We start from the raw sequence: 25,124 nt of genomic DNA on the forward strand, positions 1-25,124 counted from the left end.
GGGGGGCGGGGGTGGGGGCGGCGCCGCCTGCGACCGCGGGTGATTCCGGGCGCCCGCGCGCGTGCCCCGCTCGCGCCACGCGCGGCGCTCCTTAGCATCGACCGCATGCCCTCCACCCCCCGTACCCCACCGCTCCGCACCCGGTGGGCGCTGCGTGAGCCGGCCACCGGAGCCGCTGTGCTGGCGACCGGCATCCTGTCGGTCGGACTGGAGCAGACGGGGTACGAGGTGCTGTCCCGGATCGCCCTGGTGCCGGCCTGCGCCGCCTGGCTGGCCCTGGCGGCGGGCTTCGCCGTCCAGCTGCTGTGGGAGCGGGAGGCCTGGGTGCGCCGGGCGGGCACGCCGGCGGCGCTCACCGCGGTCGCCGCGACCACCGTGCTCGGCACCCGTTTCTCGCTGCTGGGGTGGCAGACCCTGGCCGAGGCGCTGCTGGCGCTGGCCGCCGTGCTGTGGCCGGGGCTGCTCGTCGTCGTTCTGCGGCACTGGGGGCCCCGTATGCCGGGGGCGGTGTTCCTCGCGTGCGTGGCCACCCAGGGGCTCGCGGTTCAGGCCGCGACCCTCGCCGCGGCCCTGTCGACGGCCTGGCTCGCGCATACGGCGCTGGTGCTGTTCTGGCTGGGGCTGGTGCTCTACGTCCTGACGCTGGCCCGCTTCGACCCGCGCCAGACGGTCGAGGGCGCCGGCGACCACTGGGTGGCCGGCGGGGCGCTCGGCATCTCCGCGCTGGCCGGGGCGCAGCTGCTCGCCGCCGACAGCGCGCGCCTGTATCTGTGGAACGACGACGACCGTGGCGTCCTGCGCGTCATGACCGTCGGCCTGCTCGTCCTCGACCTGTGCTGTTACGCCTGTCTGCTGACGGCCGAGCTGCGGTGGCCGCGGCTGCGCTACGACGTGCTGCGCTGGTCGACCGTGTTCCCGATGGGGATGTCGGCGGCAGCGGCCACAGCCGTCTCCTCGGCCCTCGGCGTGCCGTGGCTGAAGGGGCTCGGTGAGGTGCTGCTGTGGGTCGCGGTGGCGGTGTGGGCCGCCGTCGCCGTGGCGGCGGTGCGGGCGGTCTCGGCGGCCGCCCGCGCCGACGTCAGGTCCACAGCACCGCGATGAAGATGTTCGCCGTGGTCAGCAGGCCCACCAGGCCGAACAGGTTCTTGTCGACCGTCTCCTCGTCCCGCTTCACGTAGACGAGGCCGAGGATCACGATCAGCAGGGCCAGTTTCACGCCGATCTTGATGTTGTTGACCGGGTGGTCGTCGGCCTGGTTGAGGCCGACCAGGATCACACCGGTGACCAGCATCGTCGCCGCGCCGTGCAGCATCGCGGGGACGAAGCGGGCGGTGCCGCGGCCCATCGCCTTCATCTGGGTGAGGAAGCCGCCGAGGAGCGCGGCGATGCCGATGATGTGCAGGCCGACGAAGAGATGGATGAGTACGTCCATGAGGCCGGAGCCTAACCAGAGGCGCCCGTGCCGCCGGACACCGCCCCGCCCCGCCGCCGCGCTCGGGCCGCCCGCCCGGCCCGCCCGCGCGCCTCGGTGACTGCTGCATATATGCGCGCCATAGCACCGCGTAACCCGCTCGCGGCCGGAAATCCTGCCATCGGTCATCACACTGCGTGAAGTCGACGGCTCCTGGTGCCAGTCCTGGTCACCAAAGGTCACCTTCCGATCCGATCGCGACAGTTCCGTACATGGCGTTATCCACCCGACATAAACGGGCTTAGCGTCCTCCCCCAGGTGACCGGCTCCCCACCGCCGTCCGGACCAGGGGCGGCAGTCGGCCACCACCGCCGAGAAGGTCCGGCGGCGGCCCGCTCCCCCTGTGTGTGGCCGCCGCCGGACGCGTGGACCGCCCCCGGGCGGCCGTACGTCCGCTCCCCTGGCGGCCGTGCGTCCGCCCGGCGGCCGGCTCCGGAACAGGCGGTCGTACGAAAGGACGTGCAAGGCCACGTGGCAGCGCACCGAAAGCCCCGCCCGCGCTCGCTCAGCGGCAGTACGGTCCGTACCGCCGCCACGCTCGCCCTCGCGGGCGCGGCGACCGCGACCGTCTTCGACGGAACCGGTCACGCCGAGCCGAATCTGACGCCGGGGCAGGTCAGGGCCAAGGTGGACAAGCTGTACCAGGAGGCCGAGGCGGCCACCCAGAGGTACGACGGCGCCCACGAGAAGGCACAGGCCGCCGAGAAGCGCCTGGGGACCCTGCGGGACGAGGCGGCCCGCCGCGAGGACCGGCTCAACTCGGCGCGGGACGCCCTGGGTTCGATAGCCGCCGCCCAGTACCGCGCCGGCGGCATGGATCCCGCGCTGCAACTCGCGCTCTCCGACGACCCCGACCAGTACCTCGAAGGCGCCGCCTTCGCCGAACGGGCGGGCGACCGGCAGGCGGGCGCCGTCGCCCGGGTCCGCGGGCAGCTGCGGGAGATCGAGCAGCTGCGCGGGGCCGCCCGCCTCCAGCTGACCTCGCTCAAGGCGCGGCAGGCGGAACTGCGGCGCGAGAAGCGGACGATCACCGGAAAGCTGGCCGCGGCACGGCAGCTGCTGGCCCGGCTGCCGGCCGCCGAGCGTGCGCAGGCGCTCGGCGACGGCGGCAGCACGGCCCGGGCCTCGCGGGGGACGGCGGCCGCCCGCGCCGGCCTCCAGGCGCCGGGCGCCGCCACGGCCGCGGCTCCGGACTCCCGGGCGGCGGACGCCGTCGCCTACGCCTACTCCAAGCTCGGCAGCCCCTATGTGTGGGGCGCCACCGGACCGGACGCCTTCGACTGCTCGGGGCTCGCCCAGGCCGCGTACCGCGCCGCCGGAGTCTCGCTGCCCCGCACGACGTACACCCAGATCGGCGCGGGCCGGCGGGTCTCCCGCTCCGAACTGCTCCCGGGCGACCTGGTGTTCTTCTACTCGGGCATCACGCACGTCGGCATCTACGTCGGCGACGGCCAGATGATCCACGCCCCCAACCCCTCGGCGCCGGTGCGGCTCGCGCCCATCGACGAGATGCCGTTCGCGGGGGCGACCCGGGTCGTGTGAGGGCCCCGGCGGACGGGCCGCGAGGACGGGCACGAGGTGCCCGGCGCTCCCGGAGGCGGTCAGGAACCGCGCGGGAACGGCCGGAAAGAGACCGGGCCGGGCGGCGCCTGAACGATCAAGTGCACCACGGCACGGTAGCGTCGGCGCGCGGAGCGGCAGTGTGCCGCGCCCGTACACCGTCCGTCGTCGCGCCGTCGTCCAGGCGCCGTCCGAGAGGGTCCCGATGCCCGGGTCCATGCTGCCGCCTCCCCCACCGCCGCCCCACGACCGGACCTGGCCGGACCGCGGGGCGCTGCTGGCCGACCGGTGGCGGGCGCTGGAGGAGCTGCGCGGGCACAGTCTCGGGGTGCACCGGGTCCTGCTGCTGTGGCTGCTGGCGCTCGCGGCGGTCATCGGCTGGTCGCTGCTGGTGCTGCCGCTCCAGCAGCGGCAGGAGGCGGACGCGACGGGCCTCGTCCTCGCTCCCCTCTTCGTGCTCCTCGGCCTGGCCGCCCTCACCCCGCCGGTCGTCGCCGTCTTCCTCGCCATCCGCCGGGACCGCCAGCTGAGCGGGCTCCTCGACGCCTGGCTGGCCCTGGACAGCCACCCGCAGACGGACGCCCGGCTGCGCTCCCCCGGCCTCAGCCTGTTCTGGCTGCTGTCGTCCTCGGCGATCGGCGCCACGGGACTGTGGGCGTCGCTCGCGACCGCGGCGGGCGCGGAGCCCGGCCGCTCGGCCTACGGCGATGTCGCCCTGCGCATGGGCATCGGCACGATCCTGTGGCTGACGGGCCTGATCGGCGTGGTGAAGGCGGTACGGCACTACCGGTGGGCGCTGCGGGCACTGGGCCCGGCACCGGCCCCGGGGCACCGCTAGAGCCCCTGGGAGCCTCATCCTCTAGGGTCCGGCGCCCGCCGCTCACACCAGCCGGCGCGCCGTCGCCCACCGGGTCAGCTCGTGCCGGTTGGAGAGCTGGAGCTTGCGCAGGACCGCCGAGACATGCGACTCGACGGTCTTGACCGAGATGAACAGCTGCTTGGCGATCTCCTTGTAGGCGTACCCACGGGCGATCAGCCGCAGCACCTCGCGCTCGCGCTGGGTGAGGCGGTCGAGGTCCTCGTCGACCGGCGGGGCGTCGGTGGAGGCGAAGGCGTCGAGGACGAACCCGGCCAGGCGCGGGGAGAAGACCGCGTCGCCCTCCTGGACCCGGAAGACGGAGTCGACCAGGTCGGTGCCGGTGATCGTCTTCGTCACATAGCCCCGCGCGCCGCCGCGGATGACACCGATCACGTCCTCCGCCGCGTCCGAGACGGACAACGCGAGGAAGCGCACCGGCCGCTCGGCGTCGGCCATCAGCGGGGCGCAGCGGCGCAGCACCTCGACACCGCCGCCGCCCGGGAGGTGGACGTCGAGCAGGACCACCTCGGGCCGGGTCGCGGTGATGACCGTGACCGCCTGGTCGACGTCCGCGGCCTCTCCGACGACCTCGACACCGGTCTCGTCGGTCCGTCCGATCTCGGCCTGCACCCCGGTGCGGAACATCCGGTGGTCGTCGACGAGGACCACGCGCACATGACGCCCGGCCCCGCCCGCCGTCCCCGCCGTGCCGTTCGTCTCGGTCGGCTCGCTCATGACGTCTTCTCCGCCCTCTCCATCTCCAGTTCGACCTCCGTGCCGCCGTCCGGCACCGCCCGCAGCCGGGCCGTGCCGCCGTGCCGCTCCATGCGGCCGATGATCGATCCCCTGACGCCCATGCGGTCGGCGGGTATCGAGTCGAGGTCGAAACCGGGACCGCGGTCCCGGACGGACACGAAGACCGACCTCCCCTCGACCTCCGCGTAGACCTGCACGGCGCCGCCGTCGCCACCGTACTTGGCGGCGTTCACCATTGCTTCCCGCGCGGCCTGCATCTGTGCCCCGGTCCGCTCGTCGAGCGGGCAGTCGCCGACGACCACGACCTCGATGGGGACGCCGTGCTTGTCCTCGACCTCGGCGGCGTTGCGCCGGACCGCGTCGGCGAGGGTGGTCGGCTCGTCGGCCTCGTCCTTGCCGGTGCCCTCCGGCTTGTACAGCCAGGTGCGCAGGTCGCGTTCCTGGGCGCGGGCGAGCCTGCGCACCTCGTTCGCGTTCTCCGCGTTGCGCTGGATCAGGGTCAGGGTGTGCAGCACCGAGTCGTGGACGTGGGCGGCGACCTCCGCGCGCTCCTGGGCGCGGATGCGCATCAGGCGCTCCTCGGAGAGGTCCTGGGTCATCCGGACCAGGTAGGGCCCGGCGAGGAGGGTGATGCCGACGAGGACCGCGAGGGCCGCCTGGAGCACCGAGCCGAGATGGGCCGCGGAGCCCTGGAGCACGAAGACGCCGGAGACACCCGCGGTGACCAGCAGGACACCGCCCACCGCGCGCAGCAGGGACAGGGTGCGCTTGCGGCGCCCGACCTCGACCCAGCGGGCCCGCCGGGCGTTGTCCGCCTGGCGCCAGACGAGGGCGACGCCCGCGCCGACCAGGACGGCCGGCAGGAGGTACGCCTTGGCGCCGTTGCCCAGGTTCACGCTGCTGACGAAGACCATGGCCACGACGACCATGAGCAGCAGGGCGACGATCTGCCCCTTGTCGGGCTTGCGCGCGACGAGTCTGCGCCGGCCGTCGGGCGAGGTCTCGGCGCTGACCAGGGACGGGGGTCTCTGGCCGCCCACACCGCCGACGCCGAGCGGGACGAAGAACCAGAAAGCGGCGTACAGCAGGGCGCCGAGGCCGTCCGCCATGAACAGGCCGACGAAGACGAGCCGCACCCAGATCACGGGCAGCCCGAGATGCCCGGCGAGCCCCCGCGCCACACCGCCGAGCCAGCGCCCGTCGCTGCTGCGGTAGAGCTTGCGCGGGGGCCGCGGTTCGGCGAGAGGCTCTGTGACGACGTCCGGCATGCCACCGATGGTCACACGGACGGCGAGGCCGGGGCATCAGGGTGGAGCCCCGAGACTCCCCTGATCTCCGCCGGGTTCGGCGTGCGCCCCCGGGGAGCCGAAATATCAGGGTCCGGCCAGGGTCGTCCCGGCTGCCGTCACGGTGGCCCGGCCGTCACCATGGACCCATGACCGATCACCCGCGTGCCGCGGACGCCGTACCCGACGAGGACGCCTCGCCGGGCGGCGCGCCGACCCGGCCGCCCGCGGCTCCCCACGGATTCCGGCGGGACCGGCGGCACAAGACGCTCGCCGGGGTGTGCTCCGGGCTCGGGCGGCACTTCGACATGGATCCGGTGATCTTCCGGATCACGCTCGCGGTGCTCGCCGCGACCGGCGGCGTCGGCCTGATCTTCTACGGCTTCGCCTGGCTGTTCGTCCCGTACGAGGACGAGGACGAGAACGAGGTCCGCAAGCTCCTGACCGGCCGGGTCGACGGCCAGGCGCTGACCGCCGTGCTGTTCGCGCTGGTCGGCTGCGGGGTCTTCCTGTCGATGCTGAACAACGGCGGGGTGCTCGCCTTCGCCGTCGTCCTGTCCTTCCTCCTCGCCGGCGCGGGGTACTGGTCGCAGCGGCGCGGCGCCCCCGACCCCGATCCGCTGGCCGCGCAGGCCGTGGCGGACGCCCCGCCGGAGGCCCAGGCGCCACCGGTGCCCGCGTCCTACCCGTCCTGGTGGCGCGACCCGATCGTCAAGGACGGGACACATGTCGGCGGCACGGGCTATCTGTGGGGGCCCGCGGACGCGCGCCGTCGCGAGTCCGCCGTGACCGTCGACGTCGGCCTCGGCAGCGGCGTGCGCGGCCAGGACGGGACGGGCACCCCGCGGACCGGGCCGTGCCGGCCGCGCGGGCCGCGCTGGATCGGCGGCCGGATCTTCCTGCTCGCGCTGCTCGCGGGAGGCCTCGGCAGCGGTCTGACCCGGCACGACCATCCGTTCGGCACCAGCCTCCAGATGGGGCTCGCCTGCGCGCTCGCCGTCTTCGGGGTGGGCATCGCGGTCAGTTCGCTGCTGGGCCGCACCGGGGCGGGGTCGCTGTTCCTGGCGGTCGTCACGGCCGCCCTGCTCGCGGCCGCGGCCGCGCTCCCCGCGGACATCGACGGGCACTGGACGCACACGACCTGGCGGCCCGCCGCGGTGGCGGACGTCGCGCCGAAGTACGACCTGGGCAACGGCGTCGGGACGCTGGACCTGTCCCGGCTGGAGCCGGCCCCGGGCACCACGGTGTCCACCGAGGCCAGTGTGGGGGTGGGCCGGCTGCTGGTGGTGGTGCCGCCGGAGGCGACGGTCCGGCTGAGCATCGATGTCGGGCTGGGTGACATCCAGTTGCCGGGCGACGAGGCAAAGGACGTGGACGTGGAACCGGGCAAGCACAAGCAGGTGACCCTGCCGCCCGTCTCGGGCGGCACGCGGGCCGGCACGCTCGATCTGGATCTCCAGGTCGGCGCGGGACAGGTGGAGGTGGCTCGTGCCGCGTCATGAGTTCCAGCCGGGGAGGCTGGTCGCCGGGGTCTTCCTGGGCCTCGCGGGGGTGGTGTTCGCCGGTGACGCGGGCGGGCTCTGGCACACCCCGTGGTTCGCGGTGATCCCGATGGTGGTGGGCGGTCTCTGTCTGGCGGGTGCCGCAGGGATCGTGGCCAAGGGGATACGGCTGCGCAGGCGCCGGGACCGCGGGCCCGGCGCGGGGGCACGGCAGCGGACTCCGGTCTGACCGGGATCCGGCCCGACCGGGCTGCGGCCTGATCCGGCTTTGATCGGGGTGAGGCGCCGGTGGCCGGGGAAGCGACCGGCGCCCCGCCACCGGCTACGCGTAGCTGCCGCGCCGTCGCCTTGCGCGCAGCAGGGCGTCCAGGGAGAACACCGGGGCGCCCGCGAGGACCAGGGGCAGCCAGGCCATCAGATACGGAAGATCGTTGCCGAAGTAGTAGGGGTCGGTGGACCAGCTCACGGTCAGCCAGAGGCTGAGGGAGATCAGCGCACCGCCGAGTGCGGCGAGGCGTGACAGCAGACCGATCAGGGTGCCGATACCGACGGCGAGTTCACCGAGGGCGATGGCGTAGCCGAAGCCGACCGGGCTCTTCAGTGCCAGGTCGACCAGGGCCGGGATGGCCGAGGAGCCGCGGACGGCACGCATCGTCTGGCCGATCGACCCCGCGCCGGAGGCCTTCATGAAGGCGCTGTCGGTGAGGTGGTCGAGCCCTGCGTAGACGAAGGTGACGCCGAGAAAGATCCGGAGTGGAAGCAGGGCGTAGCGGCTTGCGGTGTCCCGCAAGGAACCGCCGCCGTTGAGATAGGAGGAGTGCGTGTCCGTACGCATGCCGTGAGTCATCGCTCGTAGCCGCCTCTCGCCGCGGTGACGTGGCCCCTGGACAGACCATACGTACGGAAGGGGCCTGCGGCTCACCCCCCGGCAGCGTCGATTTTCCGATTCCCGCCCCCGGCAGCGCACCGTGACCGGCACGGTCCCTCCGGCAGCACACCGTGACCGGCGCGGCCCCCGGCCACTCCGAGGGCCCGGCACGGTCTCTCCGGCCACCCCGGGACCGGTGGCCCGCCGGGGCGTCAGTCCGTCACGTCGATCTCGTAGCGGTTGGTCTCCACCCCGGCCGCGGTGACGACCTGCACCGCCACCCGCCCCGGTTCCACGTCCGCCGGGACCGGCACGGTCAGCAGGACGTCCGTGGGGTTGCTGAAGCCGCCGGCGACCGGGACCAGGGGCACATGGACGTGCACCGGGCCGATGCGGACGACCATCCGGGCCAGCCGGTCCGCGCCCTGTGCGCCCGGCGGCACGAAGCCGGCCCCGCGGATCTCGATGTCGTCGCCCGTGCGGATGGGGGCGTCGAGGTCTCCGGCTTCCCGGGCCCGTACGACGGAGAGGATCACCGGGCGGCCGCCCTCGGCGTACTTGCCCGCCAGGTAGGTGGCCGCCGACACCAGGACCACCACGGCCAGCCCCCAGGGCAGGTCGGGCAGCTGGTCCGGACGGCGGGCCAGCCGGACCGCGCCGAACAGCAGGGCGACCGTGCTGATCACGACGTACTGGATGTCGGCGAACGTGCCGCGTCCGTCGTCGTCGGTGAGCAGGTCGGCCGCGCGGGGGCGGTGGGCGGGCACCTTCTGGAGCTTCTGCCCCAGCACCCGCAGCCCGACCACCCGCCGCACCAGGACGGCGATCCCGCACACCACCGCGAGCACGGTGACCACGCCCGCCCCGCGGGCCAGTTCGAAGCCGGAGATCAGCGCGTCCCGCTCGGCGTGGTCGGAGGCGGCGGCCAGCCGGCCCACCAGCACGAGCACGGCGTAAACCACGAAGAGCACCCAGGCGGCCGCGACCGCGCGCGAGGTCGACAGGCGGTTGTCGTCGCCGATGACGGGGGCCAGCGCGCCGCCCCGCGTCCGGTGGAACCACGACGCCGTGGTCAGGGCGCCGGCCACCACCAGCGCCGCCAGCAGCCCCGCCGTGCGGGCGGTCGTCCAGCCCGCGCCGATCGCCGTCAGCGCCTGGGCCAGCAGCAGGGCGACGACCACGGCCCACGCGGTGCCGGCGGTGCGCCGCCACAGCCGGGCCAGCCAGGCCCCGCCCTCGGCCCGGCCGCGTTCGGCGACGGCCTCGGCGGACTGCGCCAGTTCCTCCGACACCCACTGGCGGGAGGCGGAGGCCGAGTGCGCCACTGCCGCCGGCAGCCCCTGCCCGGCGGCGAACCCGTCCCGTTTCAGCAGGAACGCGGCGACCGCACGCCGATGTCCCTCGCGGGCCCCGTGCGGGCAGTCACCGCAGGTGCAGCCGCCCGCGTGCGCGCCCGTTTCCGCGCTCTGTCCAGCCTCCTGCACCGCCACGCCCGACGCCCTGCCTTCCCGCAACCACGACCATGACCAACCGGACCGGCGGCTCTGCGCAGCGCCCGGACACGGCTTTCGCACCCACGGACAACTCCGGTGCGACTACAGCGAATTGTGCCCTACGACACATGGCGCGCATTCGGCAGGTCCGGGCAGGACGGGCGGGGCGACGACGGCGCCGGCGCCCCGGCCGGAACCCGGCGGGCGCTCAGCTCAGCAGGTCGGGTTCGCTCCGGCTGATGTCCTGCCACATCGGCTGGTAGTTGATCCATGCCACCAGGTCGCCGCCGAGCTGTTCCCGGGTGGCCGCCGCCATCTTGTGGTCGATGAGCACCGGACGGCCCGCCGCCTTCGCCATCAGCTGCACCTGGCAGGACCGCTCCAGCGACAGGAACCACCAGGCGGCCGCGTCCACCGAGTCGCCGACGGTCAGCAGGCCGTGGTTGCGCAGGATGAGCGCCTTGCGCGAGTCGAGCGCATCCGCGATGCGCCGGCCCTCCTCGGCGTCGACGGCGACACCGGTGTAGGCGTCGTAAAGGGCATGGTCTTCGTAGAAGGCGCAGCTCTCCTGGGTGATCGGGTCCAGGAGGTCGCCGAGCGCCGACAGGGCGCGGCCGTGCACCGAGTGGCAGTGGGCGACGGCGACGACGTCGGGGCGGGCCGCGTGGACCTGGGAGTGCACGGTGAACGCCGCCTGGTTCACGTGGTAGCGGCCCTCGATCACCTGCCCGTCCCGGTTGACCAGCACCAGGTCGCTGACCGTGACGTGCTTGAACGGCATGCCGAACGGGTTGACCCAGAAGCAGTCGCTGAACTCGGGGTCGCGCGCGGTGATGTGCCCCGAGACGCCGTCCTCGAAGCCGAGCCGCCCGAACACCCGCAGCGCGCCGGCCAGCCGCTCCTTGCGATGCCTGCGCTCGTCCTCGGGCGCGTCGTGCATCGGCGGCATCGCGAACCGCAACTGGTCGGTGGGCAGGGGCAGGGGCGGGGTCCCGTGCATAGGTCCTCCAGCACTGAGTTTCTTACCGGGCGGAAGTTACCGTCGGTCAGCGCAGGAAAACAGGGCTGTTATGCAAAGATGACGCGCGCCACAGAAACAACGGTTCCGCGCGCCACGGAAAATCGCGTGCCCCGGCACGGCACCGGTCCCCGGCCCGGCCGCCGGCTCGCCCATACCCGACAGCAGATGTCCGGTATCGGCGCAAGACTGGTCCGTATGACCTGGGCAGACTTCTCCGCGGCCGAACCCGAGCTCGCCGGAACCGTCGAGGAACGGTTCGGCGCCTTCACCCATCACGTCCTCGCGACGCTGCGCCGGGACGGCTCCCCGCGCACCAGCGGCCTGGAGGTGCGCTTCCTGGCCGGCGAACTGTGGTTCGGCATGATGCCGGACTCCCTCAAGGCGCTCGACCTGCGCCGCGACCCGCGCTTCACGCTCCAGGCGAACCCCGGGGACGGCACCGGGATGGGCGGCGGCGACGTGCGGATCAGCGGACGGGCGGTCGAGGTGGACGACCCGGTGACGAAGGGCGCGTACGTGAAAGAGGTGGAACCGCCGCAGCCGTTCCACCTCTTCCGCACCGAGCTGACGGAGGTCGTACGGACCCACGTCGAGGACGACACCTATCTGGTCGTCCAGGTCTGGCGGCCCGGAGCGCCGGTGCGGACGCTCAAGCGGACCTGATCACCTACGGGAGGACTACTCCCACTCGATGGTGCCCGGGGGCTTCGAGGTCACGTCGACGACGACTCGGTTGACGTCACGGACCTCGTTGGTGATACGGGTGGAGATCTTGGCGAGGACCTCGTACGGCAGGCGCGACCAGTCGGCGGTCATCGCGTCCTCGGAGGACACCGGGCGCAGCACGATCGGGTGACCGTAGGTGCGGCCGTCGCCCTGGACGCCGACGCTGCGGACGTCCGCGAGCAGGACCACCGGGCACTGCCAGATCTCGCGGTCGAGGCCGGCCGCCGTCAGCTCCTCGCGGGCGATGGCGTCGGCGTCGCGAAGCAGGTCGAGACGGTCCTTGGTGACCTCGCCGACGATCCGGATGCCGAGGCCGGGGCCGGGGAAGGGCTGGCGCTGGACGATCTCCTCCGGGAGCCCTAGCTCCTGGCCGACCATCCGCACCTCGTCCTTGAAGAGCTTGCGCAGCGGCTCGACGAGCTGGAACTCCAGGTCCTCGGGGAGGCCGCCGACGTTGTGGTGGGACTTGATGTTCGCCGTGCCGGTGCCGCCGCCGGACTCGACGACGTCCGGGTAGAGCGTGCCCTGGACGAGGAACTCCACGGCCGGGCCCGCGTCCGCGATGATCTCGGCCTGCGCCTGCTCGAAGACGCGGATGAACTCGCGGCCGATGATCTTCCGCTTCTCCTCCGGGTCGGAGACGCCCTTCAGCGCGGTGAGGAAGCGCTCCTCGGCGTCGACGACGACCAGCTTGACGCCGGTCGCGGCGACGAAGTCCTTCTCGACCTGCTCGGTCTCGCCCTTGCGCATCAGACCGTGGTCGACGTACACGCAGGTCAGCTGGTCACCGATGGCGCGCGCGACGAGGGCCGCGGCGACCGCGGAGTCCACACCGCCGGACAGACCGCAGATGGCGCGCTTGTCGCCGACCTGCTCGCGGATGAGGGCGACCTGCTCCTCGATCACGTTGCCGGTGGTCCAGGAGGGGGTGAGGCCCGCGCCGCGGTAGAGGAAGTGCTCCAGCACCAGCTGGCCGTGCGTGGAGTGCATGACCTCGGGGTGGTACTGGACGCCGTAGAGCTTCTTCTCGTCGTTCTCGAAGGCGGCGACCGGGACGACGTCGGTGGAGGCCGTGACGGTGAAGCCCTCGGGGGCGGCGGAGCAGGCGTCGCCGTGCGACATCCACACGTGCTGCTCGTCCGGGGTGCCCTCGAAGAGGGTGGAGCCCGACTTGGAGACGTGCAGGTCGGTGCGGCCGTACTCGCGGGCGCCGGTGTTGTCGACGGTGCCGCCGAGGACCTGGGCCATCAGCTGAAAGCCGTAGCACATGCCGAAGACGGGGACGCCGGCCTCGAACAGCGCGCGGTCGAGGCGGGGGGCGCCCTCCTCGTACACGGACGAGGGGCCGCCGGAGAGGATGATCGCCGCCGGGTTCTTCGCGAGCATCTCCGCGACCGGCATGGTGCTCGGCACGATCTCGCTGTAGACCCGCGCCTCGCGGACTCGACGGGCGATGAGCTGGGCGTACTGCGCGCCGAAGTCGACGACCAGAACGGTGTCGGGAGCGGCGGCGGCGGGACTCGCTGATGACACGGGTTGCCTTCCGGCGGGCTGGGCAAGGGGTCTGTGGTACCGATTCTACCGGGGTGGGCGCGGACGGCCGCCCGTGCCGGTGACGGACCCGACATGGACGCGCGCCGTCGCCACGTGCATACTGGCCGCATGCTCACGCAGACGACCTACCTGTTTACCTATGGCAACCGGCCCACCGGCTGCCATGGTCGTGCTGCTTGAGCAACTGACAAGCGACTTCCCAGGCGCCCCGGGCCGACAAGGCCCGGGGCGTCTGCGCTTTTCCGGGTCCTGCCGCTCCGGGGCACCTCGCCGCAACCGACCCGATGAGGAGCCCCACCATGGCCGACGTACTCGACAGGACCGGCGCCCGCACCGACGAGGCAGCCGACGTGATCACCGGCGCCCGTGAGCGCATCGACACCCTCGACGACCGGATCATCGGTCTCGTCCAGGAACGGATGGCCGTCTCGGCCGTCATCCAGGAGGCCCGGATCGCGTCCGGCGGCCGCCGCGTGAACCTCGCCCGCGAGATGGAGGTGCTCAGCCACTACCGGGAGGCACTGGGCAAGCCCGGTACGTCCGTCGCGATGCTGCTCCTGGAGCTGTGCCGGGGTCGCATCTGAGTTCGGGCCCGCTCTCACCCGTACGGAGCGTGACCGGCGCGAGCGCCGCTTCGTTGGTCAGGATGTCCGTGTCAGCCAGGGGCGGGCCCGAAAGACCACGCGTGGCTTGCCGGAGCGATGAGGCGTGCGGATCGTGCCGTGCGTCGTGGGACCTCGCTCCGGGGAAGTGGCCGGACGGCAGGGGACAGCAGCCCGGTCACCCAAGAGATCGGTCGGCTCCGGGGACGCTCGGGGCCGACCGGCGGGAAACTGCAAAAATGCACAATGCCGGGCCAAACGGTTGCGGAGGCCGCATCCATGCAGCACGATTCGTAGCAAGCCCCACATCCCGCCGTACACAACCGCATTTCATCGCGCTGTCCGACCGCCGAAGGTCGAGACCACCCGTACGCCTCCCCCGCGCCCTCCGCGCGCCGAGGCGCCGACCCGGGGCGGCTCAAGGGCAGCACAGGACAAGCGGCGCAACCCCCCGGCGCCGCTCCCAGGCACCGGCGCTGCCCTGACGTCGGTGCTGACGGAAGAAGGGCCCCGCGGCTCCGTCCCGCGGGGCCCTTCGCCGTGCTTCGGGGCCCTTCACCATGTGCCGCGCGCGGCCTCTTGTCATGTCCGAAACAGAGCGGTCAGATCGCAGTTGTAAAAAGTCTGTGAACGACGTACAACCATTCACCGGCGCCGGTGATCAAACCATGCGACTCACGGGCCACCCGCGCCCCCTACGCGGAGGCCTCCCACCACCGTGTCCCGCGGCCACGATGTCGCAGCTCACCGGACTTACCGAGGTCTTCATGAAGATTCGCCGGGCTCTGGCCACCGCGGCAGCGACCGCGGTCATAGCACCGCTCGCGCTGCTCTCGGCTCCCATGGCGTTCGCCGACGACAACACCCCCGCCACGCCTCCGACCTCCGCGAGCAGCCCGGCGGACGGCCAGCAGCCCGACGCCGGGGCCGACACCTCCACGGCCACGTCGACGGCCACGGAGACGACCGGCACCGGCACGGAGAACGGCGCGGGCACGGGCTCCGAGGCCGGTACCGGGAGCGAAGCAGGAACCGGGAGCGAGGCAGGCACCGGTACCGGCACCGACAAGACGCCCGACTCCGGGTCCACCACCGACTCCAAGGGCTCCACGCCGAGCAGCGGCTCGACCGAGTCGTCCGAGCCCACCGACGAGCCGGAGCCCTGCCCGGTCGACGAGGACGGCGTCGACGCCGACTCCCAGCTCACCCTGGACGTGTCCGGCCTGCCCGGCAAGATCGTCGCGGGCAGCGGCTGGCACAACTTCAAGCTCGTCGCCGCCAACCACAGCGACAAGGCCCTCGGCACGGTGCAGTGGCTCGCGGCCATCGACAACGACGCGATGAGCGACGACGAGGGCGACTGGCTGAGCGACTACGCCAAGATCGAGTACTACAACCCGCAGACGAAGGTCTGGGAGTCGATCGCCGACGAGATCGGCGACGGCGCCTACTTCGGTGAGACGGAGCTCGGCCCCAAGCAGACCGTCGACATCAAGCTGCGCGTGAACATCACCGCCAAGGCACCGGCCGGTGACGGCTTCACCGTGGGCTTCGGCGGCTACCTCGACTCCGAGAAGAACTGCGTGCACAGCACCTTCTCGGTCTACGAGTTCACGGTGCTCAAGCCCGGCAGCAGCAACGACAAGCCGGGCGACGCCAAGCCGGGCAAGGACACGAAGCCGCCGGCCGGCGGCAAGCAGCCGCAGGGCGGTGCCGCCGAGATCCCGGCCACGGGCACGCTCGCCTCGACCGGCTCCAGCTCCGCCCTGCCGGCGATCGGCCTGGTCGGCGGAGTCGCCGTGGTGGCCGGTGCGGGTGCGCTGTTCATGGTGCGCCGCCGCAAGGCCGACGCGCAGGCGTGAGACACGCCGAAAGAGACGTACGGCGGGACCGGGTGACGCCTCGGGCGTGACCGCGGACCGCCGGCAGCGGAGAGGGACCTGGGCTCGGAGGGGGGCTCGGGTCCCTCTCCGTTTCCGGTCCCTCTCCGCTTCCGGCCCTTCGCCGCTGCCGGTCACTTCTCCGTCGTCGACCGCTCCGCCGGCTTCGGGGGCATCGAGGGCATCCCCAGGAACGGCAGCCGCAGCGCGCCGAACGCCTCCGCCGGGACCACCGGCGACTTCGGCTCGACCGGACGCAGACGCTCGTACGCCGCTCCCTGCGCGGGACGCGGATCCGCCTCGCCCTTGTTGGGCCAGTACGACATCGCCCGCTCGGCCTGCGCGGTGATCGTCAGGGACGGGTTCACCCCCAGGTTCGCCGAGACCGCGGCGCCGTCGACGACCGAGATGCCGGGGTGGCCGTAGAGGCGGTGGTACGGGTCGATGACTCCGGTCTCGCGGGTGGCGCCGATCGGGCAGCCGCCAAGGAAGTGGGCGGTGAGCGGCGTGCCCATCAGTTCGCCCACGTTCGAGCCCGGGAAGCCGTTGATCTCGGCGGCGACGGCCGACGCGGCCTCGGACGCGGCCCTGATCTGCTTGGGGTTGGGGGCACCATGGCCCTGCCGTGCGGTGAGCAGCCCCTTGCCGACGCCGTTCGGCTTCAGATACGTCGTCAGGGAGTTGTCCAGGGACTGCATCACCAGGCCGATGATGGTCCGCTCCGACCAGTGTCGGTTGGACAGGGAGCGCAGCATCAGCACGGGGTGCCGGGCGGCGTTCGCCAGCCAGGCCGCCAGCCGGGAGGAGCCCTCCGCGTAGGGGACCTGGAGGATCGACAGGCCGCCCATCGAGTTGGAGCCCTTGCCGTAGCGGACCGGCTCGATGTGGGTGTTCTCGTCGGGGTGGACCGAGGACGTGATGGCGACCCCGCGGGTGAAGTCGACCTTCGGCTCGCCGGTCACCCGGCGGTAGCGCCGGTTGTCGGTCTGGGCGCCCACCAGCGCCTCGGAGTTGGTGCGGGTCAGATCGCCGAGCCGGTCCGAGAGGTACGGCAGCTGCCGGCCCTCCTTCATCCGGTGCAGCAGCGTCTGGGTGCCGTAGGTGCCGGCGGCGAGGACGACCCGGCGGGCCGTGAAGACGCGGCCCTCACCCTTCTTCTTCCGTTCCGTGGGCAGCGTGGCGACCGCGTAGCCGCCCCGCGAGTCGTCCGTCACCGACATGACGGTGGTCATCGGGTGCACGACCGCGCCCGCCTTCTCGGCGAGGTACAGGTAGTTCTCGTTGAGGGTGTTCTTCGCGCCGTGCCGGCAGCCCGTCATGCACTCGCCGCACTCGGTGCAGGCGCGGCGCGCCGGGCCCGTGCCGCCGAAGTAGGGGTCCGCCACCTGCGTGCCGGGCTCGGCCTTGGCCTCGCCGTCCGCGTCCTGGCCGTCCCCGAAGAACACCCCGACCGGCGCCATGTGGAAGGTGTCGCCCACGCCCATCCGCTGCGCCGCCGCCTTGAGGTGCACGTCGGACGGGGTCATCGTCGGGTTGAGCCGTACGCCGAGCATGCGCCGGGCCTGGTCGTAGTACGGCTCCAGCTCCTGCTGCCAGTCGGTGATGTCACGCCACTGGGGATCGTCGAAGAAGGGCTTCGGCGGGACGTACAGGGTGTTGGCGTAGTTGAGGGAGCCGCCGCCGACCCCCGCGCCCGCCAGCACCATCACATTGCCGAGCAGATGGATGCGCTGGATCCCGTACATGCCGAGCCTGGGGGCCCACAGGTAGTTCTTCAGGTCCCAGGAGTTCCTGGGCAGGGACTCGCGGGTGAAGCGGCGGCCGGCCTCCAGGACGCCGACCCGGTAGCCCTTCTCGGTCAGGCGCAGGGCGGTGACGGAGCCGCCGAAACCGGAGCCGACGACGATGACGTCGTAGTCGTGGCCGGAGCCGTCGTCGTCCTGGGTGGGGACAGAGCTCTCCTGTGACACGTGCTCTCCTCGTTGAGAACGGCCGGTGTGCGGTGGGCGCGGACGTCCGGCGGCGGGCGGCGGGCGGCGGGCGGCGGGCTAGCGGAAGCGGAACGCCTTCATGACCTTCAGGCTCCGGCTCATGAACTCCGCGTACTTCTCGTCGCTCATCCCCAGCGCGGGCGCCATCGGCAGCAGTCGCTGCTGGGCGACCGTCTGGGCCTCGGTGTACTTGAGGATGCCCTCGGAGCCGTGGCGGCGGCCGAGGCCGGAGTCCTTCATGCCGCCCATGGGCGACTGGACACTGCCGTAGGCGGGGGCGTACCCCTCGTTGACGTTGACCGTGCCGGTGCGCAGGCGCGCGGCGACCGCCCGGCCGCGCCGGCCGTCCTTCGTCCAGACCGAAGAGTTCAGGCCGTACGGCGTGGAGTTGGCGTGCTCGACCGCCTCGTCGTCGGACGTGAAGCGGTAGATCGAGACGACCGGGCCGAAGGTCTCCTCCGTGCACACGGACATCGGGGCCTCGACGCCGTCGAGGATGGTCGGCTCGAAGAAGTAGGGGCCGATGTCCGGGCGGGCGACCCCGCCCGCGACGACCTTGGCGCCCTTGGTGACGGCCTCCTCCACATGCCGCTTCACGGTCTCCAGCTGGCGCTCGCCGACCAGCGAGCCCATGTCGGCGCCGTAGGCGAGGGAGGTGCCCAGGCGCATGGCCCGGGTGCGGGCGGCGAAGCGCTCCAGGAAGGCGTCCGCGATCGACTCGTGGACGTACAGCCGCTCGATGGAGATGCAGAGCTGGCCGGCGGAGGAGAAGCAGGCACGGACGGCGCCCGCGGCCGCCTTCTCGATGTCCGCGTCCTCCAGCACCAGCATGGCGTTCTTGCCGCCGAGTTCGAGGGAGACGCCCACCAGCCGGGCTGCGGCGCCCTGGGCGACCTCGCGGCCGGTGCGGGTGGAGCCGGTGAAGGAGACGTAGTCGGCGTGCTTGACGACCTCGGGGCCGACCACCGGTCCGTCGCCGAGGACGACCTGGAAGACATCGGCGGGCAGCCCGGCCTCGATGAGCAGGTCACGGGCCCACAGGGCGGTCAGGCAGGTCTCGGTGTCCGGCTTCATCACGACCGCGTTGCCCGCGACGAAGGCCGGCAGGGCGTCGCCGACGGACAGTTCGAGCGGGTAGTTCCAGGGCGCGATCTGGCCGACGACACCACGCGGGTGGCGCAGCTCGGTGACCCTGGTGAGGGTGGGCATGGCGCCCGCGTGCCGCTTGGGCCGCAGATAGGCCGGCGCCTTGCGGCCGTAGTGACGGGCGGCGACGGCGACGGCCTGCACCTCCTCGTGGGCGTGCAGCCTGGCCTTGCCGGTCTCCAGCTGGATCAGGTCCAGCACCTCGGCCTGGCGGGCGAGGACGAGGTCGTGGAAGCGGAGCAGGACGGCGGCCCGCTGCCGCACGGGTGTCTTCTCCCAGACGGCCTGGGCGGCGCGCGCCGCCTCGAAGGCCCGGCGGACGTCCTCGGGCGTGGACTCGGGCAGATCGGCCAGCTTCTCGCCGGTGAACGGCGTGTGGTTGGCGGTTCGGCCCGAGCCGGCCACGCCCTTGGTCAGCTGGGCGACCAGCTCGGGGGTGACCACGTCGGCAGCGGTGCGGGCGCCCGCGGGAGCGGGGGCGAGGGGGTTGGTGCCGGTCTGTCCGGGGGTACCCGTACCGGTCTTCTCCGGGGCCTGCGAGTCCGTCATGAGCCGCAGGGTATTCCGGTGCGGAGGCTTTGGGTACCCGTCGGTAATCGGGATTCACCGAGTACACACATGTCGCCAGTGGTCACTGGCAACAAAGGCGCTGATCAGGGCGTGTTCCCCCCGATCTCCAGCCGTTCACGGCCGTCCGCGAACTTCGCCGCTTCCGGAGCCGCCCAGGATCCGTCCCGCCCGGGGCCGACCGGTTCACCTGGGGCTATCCGGCCCGCCCGGGCTGTCCGGCCCAGGGCACGGGCGTGAACGCGTCGCCCCGGCGCCGTACCTCCATCACTCCGGTGCCGCCGAAGTGCGCAGGGATGACCAGCTCGCCCAGTTCCGCGGCCCGTTCGAGGACACGGCGGCGGCCTGCCGCGGCCCGGCGCGGATCGAGGCAGAAGCAGCTGCTGCACTCGGGGTGCACGATCTGCACCGGGCTGTGCAGCACATCCCCGACGAACACCGCCCGCTCGCCCCGGGAGGCGACCCGCAGAACGGCGGAGCCGGGGGTGTGACCGGGGACGGACTCCAGGGTGAGGTGCGCGTCGACACGGTGGACGCCCTCCCAGAGCCGGACCTGCCCGGCGCGGTGCACGGGCGCGACGCTGTCCTCGTAGGTCAGCCGGTCGTCCACCCGTACGCCGCCCCCGTAGCCGCCCGTGGGGCCGAAGTGGGCGTCGTCGGCGGCCGGGATCAGATAACGGGCCCGGGGGAAGGCGGGCACCCACTCCCCCGCCTCGGCCCGGGTGTTCCAGCCGACGTGGTCGCCGTGCAGGTGGGTGTTGACGACGACGTCGACGTCCTCGGGGCGGACACCGGCCCGGGCCAGCCGCCCCAGGAAGTCCCCTCGGCGCCGGTGGAACAGGGGATTCCCGGGCCGTTCACGGTCGTTGCCCACACCGGTGTCCACCAGTACGGTCCGTCCGCCGGAGCGCACCACCCAGGTCTGGAGGGCGACCACGGCCAGATCGCCGTCCGGCTCCCAGTGGTCGGGGGCCAGCAGTTCCCGGTGCTCCTGCCAGACCTCGGGGCCGCAGTCCGGGACGAGGGCGCGGGTCGGCGCGTAGGGGGCCTGCCACTCGACGATACGGAGGATCTCGACGTCGCCGAGGGTGAGACTCTGCACGTGTTCATCGGTCATGGCGGCAAGCCTAGGAAGGACCCGGTGAGCATCACGATGCCTGATCGGCTCCTGCCGATACGCGAACGTCTCAACAGCAAGCCTCCAGACGCCTAGGCTGACCCCATGGACGTGGTCAGCGACGCGATCTCCGCCATGCGCATCGGGCGCCCCTCCTCCCAGCGGCTGCGGGTGCGCGGACGCTGGTGCACCCGGCTCGCCCCGTACGAGGGAGCCGGCTTCCACGTGGTGCTGGCGGGCAGCTGCTGGCTGCTGCCGGACGGCGGAGGCGAGCCGGTCGCCCTGGGTCCGGGCGACGCGGTGCTGCTGCCGCACGGGACGGGCCATGTGCTGGCCGACGGACCGGTGGACTCGGCGGAGGCGGGCCGGGCGGTGCCGTTCGAGGAGGTGCACGGAATCGGCCCCGGACCCGGAACCGGAACCGGCATCGACACCGGCATCGGCTTCGGCTTCGGGATCGGCAGTCCCGGCGGCGCCGGGCGGGCGACCGAGCTGCTGTGCGGGAAGTACCGCCTGGACCGCAGCCGGGCGCACCCTCTGATGGCCGAGCTGCCGGAGGTGGTGCATCTGCCCAACCGGGTCGGCGAGCACCCCGAACTCCGCACCGCCGTGGACCTGCTCGCCCGCGAGCTGGACGACCGGCGCCCCGGTTCCTGCCTCGCCGTGCCGAGCCTGCTCGACCTCCTGCTCGTCTACATGGTCCGCGCCTGGACGGCGGACGCGGAGGCGGGCGCATGGCCGGCGGTGCTGAGCGATCCCGTGACCACGGCCGCCCTGCGCGCCCTGCACTCCGACCCGGCCGCCCCCTGGAGCAACGAACGCCTGGCCGCCGAGGCGGGCGTCTCCCGCGCCACCCTGGCCCGCCGCTTCACCGGGCTCGTGGGCCGGCCGCCGATGGCGTATCTCACCTGGTGGCGGCTGACCCTGGCGGCGACGCTGCTGCGGAGCTCGGACGCGCCGCTGGCCTCGGTGGCCCGCCGGACCGGATACAGCAGCCCCTACGCCCTCTCGCACGCGTTCAGCCGGGAGTTCGGCGTCACGCCCGGGAAGTACCGGCTACCGGGCCCCGAGCGGCACCCCTGACCGTCCCGGCCGGCCGGGATTCCGACGGACGCCGGACGTCGGGCCCGTACCGCCGGAATTCCGGCGGACGCCGGACGTCAGGCCCGTACGAACGTGGCGACGGCGACGTCGAAGTACTCCCGGGCCTCCCGCACCTTCCCCACCGGCGCGGACACCCACACGTCGTACATCCGCCCGTTCTCCTCCCAGCACAGGTCGAAGGTGTGCCGGGGGCCCTCGGCCGTGCTGAAGCCCTGCCAGCTGAACTCCCAGAGGGCGGCGGGCCGTCCGTTGTGGGCGGTCTCGACGACCCGGCCGTCGTGGTAGCCGGGGTTGGTGTCCGGGCCCTCGGCGGCGGCGCGCCGCATCACCGCGAGCGGGCCGCCCGGTTCGGTGCCGGTCACCTTGATGCCGAGCCGGAAGACCTCCCCCGGTGACATGTAGAAGATCCGCCCGTCCTGGGTCTTGCGGGTGAAGTCGTCCGGCACCGCGAGCGAGAAGCCGGCCGGGTCGTCGGCGACCCGGTAGCCGGACGGGGCGGTGGGGCCGTTCTCGGACGCGGGGGCCGGCGAGTGCGTGACGGTCGCGGTGTCCGTGCCGGAGGCGGGGGCGGAGGCCGGGGAGCCGGTGGAACCCGTGGCGCCCGTGGCGCCGTGCGACGGCGAGACCGGCCGCGAGCTGACGGAGCCGTGCGAGGCGGAGGACGCCGGTGTGCCGCTCCCGTCGCCGCCGCCGTGCAGCAGCAGTGCCGCCGCGGACACGCCCGCCCCCGCCATCGCGGCGACCAGCAGCGCGGCCACCAGCACCCCGCGCGTGGAGGGGGGTGGATCGGCCGGGGCGGGCGTCGGCCGGCTCTGCGGCTCGGGCCGACGTTGCTGCTCGGGCCGACGCTGGTGCTCGGGCCGTGTCGGCGTATGGCCGGAGGACGCCGGTTTCGGCGTGCGGCCGGTCTCCAGGAAGGCCCGCAGCATCCGCTCCGCCTCCGACGCCTCCAGCCGCCGTTCCGGATCGCGTTCGAGCAGGCCCCGTACGACCGGAAGCAGTGGCGCGGCCTGTTCGGGCGTACGGATGTCGTCGGACACCACGGCGTGCAGGATGCCGCCCAGGGAGTCGCGCCGGAAGGGCGACGCGCCGCTGAGCGCCGTGCACAGCAGCGCCCCCAGCGACCACAGGTCGGAGGCCGGTCCGGTACCGGCGCCGGACATCCGCTCGGGCGCGGTGTACTCGGGCGAGCCGACGAAGGCACCGGTGTCGGTGATCGTGGTGGCGCCCGCGACCTGGGCGATGCCGAAGTCGGTGAGCACGACCCGGCCGTCCTCGGCGACCAGGACGTTCGCCGGCTTGATGTCGCGGTGCAGGACACCCGCGGCGTGCGCCGCGCGCAGCGCGCTCAGCAGGGCGATGCCGATCCGCGCGGCCTCGCCGACGTCGACCGGACCGCTCCGGGCGATCCGGTCGGCCAGCGAGCCGCCGTCGATCAACTCCATCACGATGTACGGGCGTTCGTCCTGCTCGACGACGTCGTGCACGACGATGACGTGCGGGTGGCGCAGCTGGGCGACCGCTCGCGCCTCGCGCAGCGTACGGTCGTGCTGCCTGCGGGTCTCCTCCGGGGAGAGCGTCTCGTCGAAGGCGACCTCCTTGACCGCCACCTGCCGGCCCAGCAGTCGGTCGGTGGCACGCCAGACGACGCCCATGCCGCCGCGACCCAGCCGGGCCTCCAGCCGGTACCGGCCCGCGATCACGCGGGAGTCGTCCCCCTCGGTCCCCATGAGTCTCATCATGCCGCACCGGACGCCCGCCCTCCGGGCCGCCCACCGGCCAAATCCACCCACTCGGGGCCGATTCACGACCGGTGGGATCCGTCACAACGTGCCGGTCACGAACGGTCGTTCACACCCGGCCGGAAGCACCGGGCGAGACGAGGGGCCTGAACGACCGGCCGGAACGCCCCGGCCGGCCAGGGCGTCACCCCTCGGGCTGCCAGCTCTGGAGCAGCTTCTTGAACTGCTCCTGTGTGGTGGGCCAGTCAGCGGCGGGCGAGGACATGTACAGCGCGTACTCCACGCCGTTGCGGGCGATGTACACCTCGTCGATCGCGTGCCGCGGCCCGGGGAACTTGGTGTCCTTGGCCAGCGCCGTCCACGTGTACTCCCACAGCGAGGCCCTGCGGTCGCGGTAGGTGTTCGCCCCCAGCTGGAGCTTCTTGTAGTCGACCAGGCGGGTGAGCTGCTGGTCGAGGTCGAGCTGGTGCTGGTAGGGATCGGCGAAGTCCGGGGACGTGTCGAGGGCGATCCGCACGAAGTGCTCGCCGCCGTCGGGCGAGTAGTCGATCTGCTTGAGGTCGCCCTCGTCGCTGAAGACCGACCGCTTCCAGCCCTTGGGCAGCGAGATGCTGAAGCCCAGCGGGTCGGGGACGGTCTTCCAGTCGTCGGGGGCCGCCGCCGGGTCGGAACCCGACGTGCCCGACGCGCTCGACGTCGGGTCCGGCGACCCGGTGGAGGAGGCGCCGTCCTGCTTGCGACGGGTCTTGTCCCACTGGTGCAGGCCCACCGCCGTGGCTCCGCCGACCAGGGCGGCGAGCACGACCACCAGGGCGATCGAGCGCAGCCGGCGCCTGCCGGAGCGCGCCGACGGGCCGGTCCCGGCCGGGACCGCACCGGTGCCCGGCGGCCCCAGCGGCGTCGGCCCCACGACCGTCGCCCCGGTCCCGGAGCCGTGCTGCGCGCCCGGCGGGGCGTACGCGGGCCCGTACGACGTCGCGGGGGTCCCCGTCTCCCGCAGTCCGGGAGCGAGGGACCCGCCGTGCTGCGTGGGCACGAACGCCTGCGCCGCGCTGGGCCGGCGCCCCTCGGCCGCCTCGGCGAGCATCTGCTCGGCGAGCGCCGCGTCCGGACGGGCGGCGGGGTCCTTGCGCAGCAGGGCGCTGATCACGGGCTCCAGCGGACCGGCGTACTGCGGCCCGGCGACCTCCTCCTCGACGACCGCCTGCATGGTGGTCAGCGGCGAGGTGCGGCGGAACGGCGAGCGGCCCTCCACTGCCGTGTACAGCGTCGCGCCGAGCGCCCACAGGTCGGAGGAGGGACCGGGGTCGTGACCGCGGACGCGCTCGGGCGCCAGGTAGTCGACGGAGCCCACGACCTCGCCGGTGCGGGTGATGGTGCTGTCGCCCTCGATCTGGGCGATGCCGAAGTCGGTGAGCAGGACGCGGCCGTCGTTGCCGAGCAGCACGTTGCCGGGCTTGACGTCCCGGTGCAGGACGCCCGCGGTGTGCGCGGCGGTCAGGGCGCGCAGCACCCACAGACCGATCCGCGCGGCCTCGGTGGCCTCGACGCGCCCCTGTTCCTTGACCTCGTCGGCCAGCGAGCGGCCCTCGACCAGCTCCATCACGATCCACGGCCGGCCGTCGTGCTCGAGGACGTCGTGCACGGTGACGACGGCCGAGTGGTTGATCCGCGCGGCGGCCCGCGCCTCCGCCCGGGTGCGCGCGAGCAGCACGCCCCGGTCCCCCTCGGAGACGTACAGCGCCGCGGTCAGTTCCTTGATCGCGACGGTCCGGTGCAGCAACTCGTCGTGCGCCCGCCATACGCGGCCCATGCCGCCGCTGCCGATCGGGTCGGCAAGCCGGTAGCGACCCGCGAGGAGCAGGCCCTGCATCTGATT

The 25,124-nt window shown here is 73.1% G+C and carries 21 protein-coding genes; 9 read left to right on the plus strand and 12 right to left on the minus strand.

The features are described from left to right. Positions 1–105: 105 nt before the first annotated feature. The gene (locus ABT085_RS13470; RefSeq protein ID WP_351605802.1) at positions 106–1,101 is read left to right on the plus strand and encodes an SLAC1 family transporter; all 996 of its coding nucleotides are present in this window, start codon (positions 106–108) and stop codon (positions 1,099–1,101) included. Here the strand turns inward: ABT085_RS13470 and ABT085_RS13475 are convergent. After that, on the minus strand, positions 1,079–1,432 hold the full coding sequence (locus tag ABT085_RS13475; protein WP_351605804.1) for a hypothetical protein: 354 nt from the start codon (positions 1,430–1,432) through the stop codon (positions 1,079–1,081). The genes ABT085_RS13470 and ABT085_RS13475 overlap by 23 nt on opposite strands. Before the next feature lie 510 nt (positions 1,433–1,942). Here ABT085_RS13475 and ABT085_RS13480 point away from each other — a divergent pair. Both ABT085_RS13480 and ABT085_RS13485 read left to right on the plus strand, forming a co-directional pair. Next, positions 1,943–3,013: a C40 family peptidase gene (locus ABT085_RS13480; protein ID WP_351605807.1), complete on the plus strand. Its 1,071-nt coding sequence runs from the start codon at positions 1,943–1,945 to the stop codon at positions 3,011–3,013. Positions 3,014–3,248: 235 nt separating this feature from the next. Then, positions 3,249–3,869, plus strand: a complete 621-nt coding sequence (locus tag ABT085_RS13485; protein WP_351605810.1) for a hypothetical protein — start codon at positions 3,249–3,251, stop codon at positions 3,867–3,869. Positions 3,870–3,911: 42 nt separating this feature from the next. Here ABT085_RS13485 and ABT085_RS13490 read toward each other — a convergent pair whose 3' ends face one another. After that, positions 3,912–4,625 (minus strand): LuxR C-terminal-related transcriptional regulator, encoded by a 714-nt coding sequence (locus tag ABT085_RS13490; protein WP_351605812.1) that lies wholly within the window; start codon positions 4,623–4,625, stop codon positions 3,912–3,914. Further along, positions 4,622–5,914, minus strand: a complete 1,293-nt coding sequence (locus ABT085_RS13495) for an ATP-binding protein (RefSeq protein ID WP_351605815.1) — start codon at positions 5,912–5,914, stop codon at positions 4,622–4,624. Before ABT085_RS13495 ends, ABT085_RS13490 begins: the two co-directional genes overlap by 4 nt. A 167-nt stretch (positions 5,915–6,081) precedes the next feature. Here ABT085_RS13495 and ABT085_RS13500 point away from each other — a divergent pair, with 167 nt between their 5' ends. Both ABT085_RS13500 and ABT085_RS13505 read left to right on the plus strand, forming a co-directional pair. Continuing rightward, positions 6,082–7,434, plus strand: coding sequence for a PspC domain-containing protein (locus tag ABT085_RS13500; RefSeq protein WP_351605818.1), 1,353 nt, complete (start codon positions 6,082–6,084; stop codon positions 7,432–7,434). Then, positions 7,421–7,663, plus strand: coding sequence for a hypothetical protein (locus ABT085_RS13505; protein WP_351605821.1), 243 nt, complete (start codon positions 7,421–7,423; stop codon positions 7,661–7,663). Before ABT085_RS13500 ends, ABT085_RS13505 begins: the two co-directional genes overlap by 14 nt. A 93-nt stretch (positions 7,664–7,756) precedes the next feature. Here the strand turns inward: ABT085_RS13505 and ABT085_RS13510 are convergent, their stop codons facing one another. The 3 genes from ABT085_RS13510 to ABT085_RS13520 form a co-directional block, all read right to left on the minus strand. After that, positions 7,757–8,281 carry a DoxX family protein gene (locus ABT085_RS13510; protein WP_351605823.1) on the minus strand — a complete coding sequence of 175 codons (525 nt, stop codon included), beginning with the start codon at positions 8,279–8,281 and terminating at the stop codon, positions 7,757–7,759. A 233-nt stretch (positions 8,282–8,514) separates the two neighbouring features. Beyond that, positions 8,515–9,792, minus strand: coding sequence for a hypothetical protein (locus ABT085_RS13515; protein WP_351605826.1), 1,278 nt, complete (start codon positions 9,790–9,792; stop codon positions 8,515–8,517). Positions 9,793–10,003: 211 nt separating this feature from the next. Further along, positions 10,004–10,795: a class II aldolase/adducin family protein gene (locus ABT085_RS13520; protein WP_351605828.1), complete on the minus strand. Its 792-nt coding sequence runs from the start codon at positions 10,793–10,795 to the stop codon at positions 10,004–10,006. Between the two features lie 216 nt (positions 10,796–11,011). Between ABT085_RS13520 and ABT085_RS13525 the strand changes: the two genes are divergently transcribed. Further along, positions 11,012–11,479: a pyridoxamine 5'-phosphate oxidase family protein gene (locus tag ABT085_RS13525; protein WP_351605830.1), complete on the plus strand. Its 468-nt coding sequence runs from the start codon at positions 11,012–11,014 to the stop codon at positions 11,477–11,479. 15 nt (positions 11,480–11,494) lie between these two features. On the opposite strand, the gene guaA is transcribed toward ABT085_RS13525, so the two are convergent. Beyond that, on the minus strand, positions 11,495–13,075 hold the full coding sequence (guaA, locus tag ABT085_RS13530) for a glutamine-hydrolyzing GMP synthase (RefSeq protein ID WP_351605833.1): 1,581 nt from the start codon (positions 13,073–13,075) through the stop codon (positions 11,495–11,497). Between the two features lie 305 nt (positions 13,076–13,380). Between guaA and ABT085_RS13535 the strand changes: the two genes are divergently transcribed. Both ABT085_RS13535 and ABT085_RS13540 read left to right on the plus strand, forming a co-directional pair. Beyond that, positions 13,381–13,680 carry a chorismate mutase gene (locus tag ABT085_RS13535; protein ID WP_351605835.1) on the plus strand — a complete coding sequence of 100 codons (300 nt, stop codon included), beginning with the start codon at positions 13,381–13,383 and terminating at the stop codon, positions 13,678–13,680. Between the two features lie 785 nt (positions 13,681–14,465). Further along, positions 14,466–15,560: an LPXTG cell wall anchor domain-containing protein gene (locus tag ABT085_RS13540; RefSeq protein ID WP_351605837.1), complete on the plus strand. Its 1,095-nt coding sequence runs from the start codon at positions 14,466–14,468 to the stop codon at positions 15,558–15,560. 152 nt (positions 15,561–15,712) lie between these two features. Here the strand turns inward: ABT085_RS13540 and ABT085_RS13545 are convergent, their stop codons facing one another. From ABT085_RS13545 to ABT085_RS13555, 3 genes are all read right to left on the minus strand, one after another. Then, positions 15,713–17,548 (minus strand): GMC family oxidoreductase N-terminal domain-containing protein, encoded by a 1,836-nt coding sequence (locus ABT085_RS13545; RefSeq protein WP_351605840.1) that lies wholly within the window; start codon positions 17,546–17,548, stop codon positions 15,713–15,715. Positions 17,549–17,626: 78 nt separating this feature from the next. Continuing rightward, the gene (locus ABT085_RS13550) at positions 17,627–19,264 is read right to left on the minus strand and encodes a succinic semialdehyde dehydrogenase (protein ID WP_351605843.1); all 1,638 of its coding nucleotides are present in this window, start codon (positions 19,262–19,264) and stop codon (positions 17,627–17,629) included. Positions 19,265–19,478: 214 nt separating this feature from the next. Then, positions 19,479–20,399, minus strand: a complete 921-nt coding sequence (locus ABT085_RS13555) for an MBL fold metallo-hydrolase (protein ID WP_351605846.1) — start codon at positions 20,397–20,399, stop codon at positions 19,479–19,481. A 105-nt stretch (positions 20,400–20,504) separates the two neighbouring features. Here ABT085_RS13555 and ABT085_RS13560 point away from each other — a divergent pair, with 105 nt between their 5' ends. Then, positions 20,505–21,482 carry an AraC family transcriptional regulator gene (locus tag ABT085_RS13560; RefSeq protein ID WP_351605848.1) on the plus strand — a complete coding sequence of 326 codons (978 nt, stop codon included), beginning with the start codon at positions 20,505–20,507 and terminating at the stop codon, positions 21,480–21,482. A gap of 77 nt (positions 21,483–21,559) precedes the next feature. Here ABT085_RS13560 and ABT085_RS13565 read toward each other — a convergent pair whose 3' ends face one another. Continuing rightward, positions 21,560–23,233, minus strand: coding sequence for a serine/threonine-protein kinase (locus ABT085_RS13565; protein WP_351605851.1), 1,674 nt, complete (start codon positions 23,231–23,233; stop codon positions 21,560–21,562). Positions 23,234–23,429: 196 nt separating this feature from the next. Then, positions 23,430–25,118: a serine/threonine-protein kinase gene (locus tag ABT085_RS13570; RefSeq protein ID WP_351605854.1), complete on the minus strand. Its 1,689-nt coding sequence runs from the start codon at positions 25,116–25,118 to the stop codon at positions 23,430–23,432. Positions 25,119–25,124: the final 6 nt, after the last annotated feature.

The organism is Streptomyces sp. NPDC002265 (assembly GCF_040296125.1).
In the GTDB taxonomy this organism is placed as follows: Bacteria; Actinomycetota; Actinomycetes; order Streptomycetales; family Streptomycetaceae; genus Streptomyces.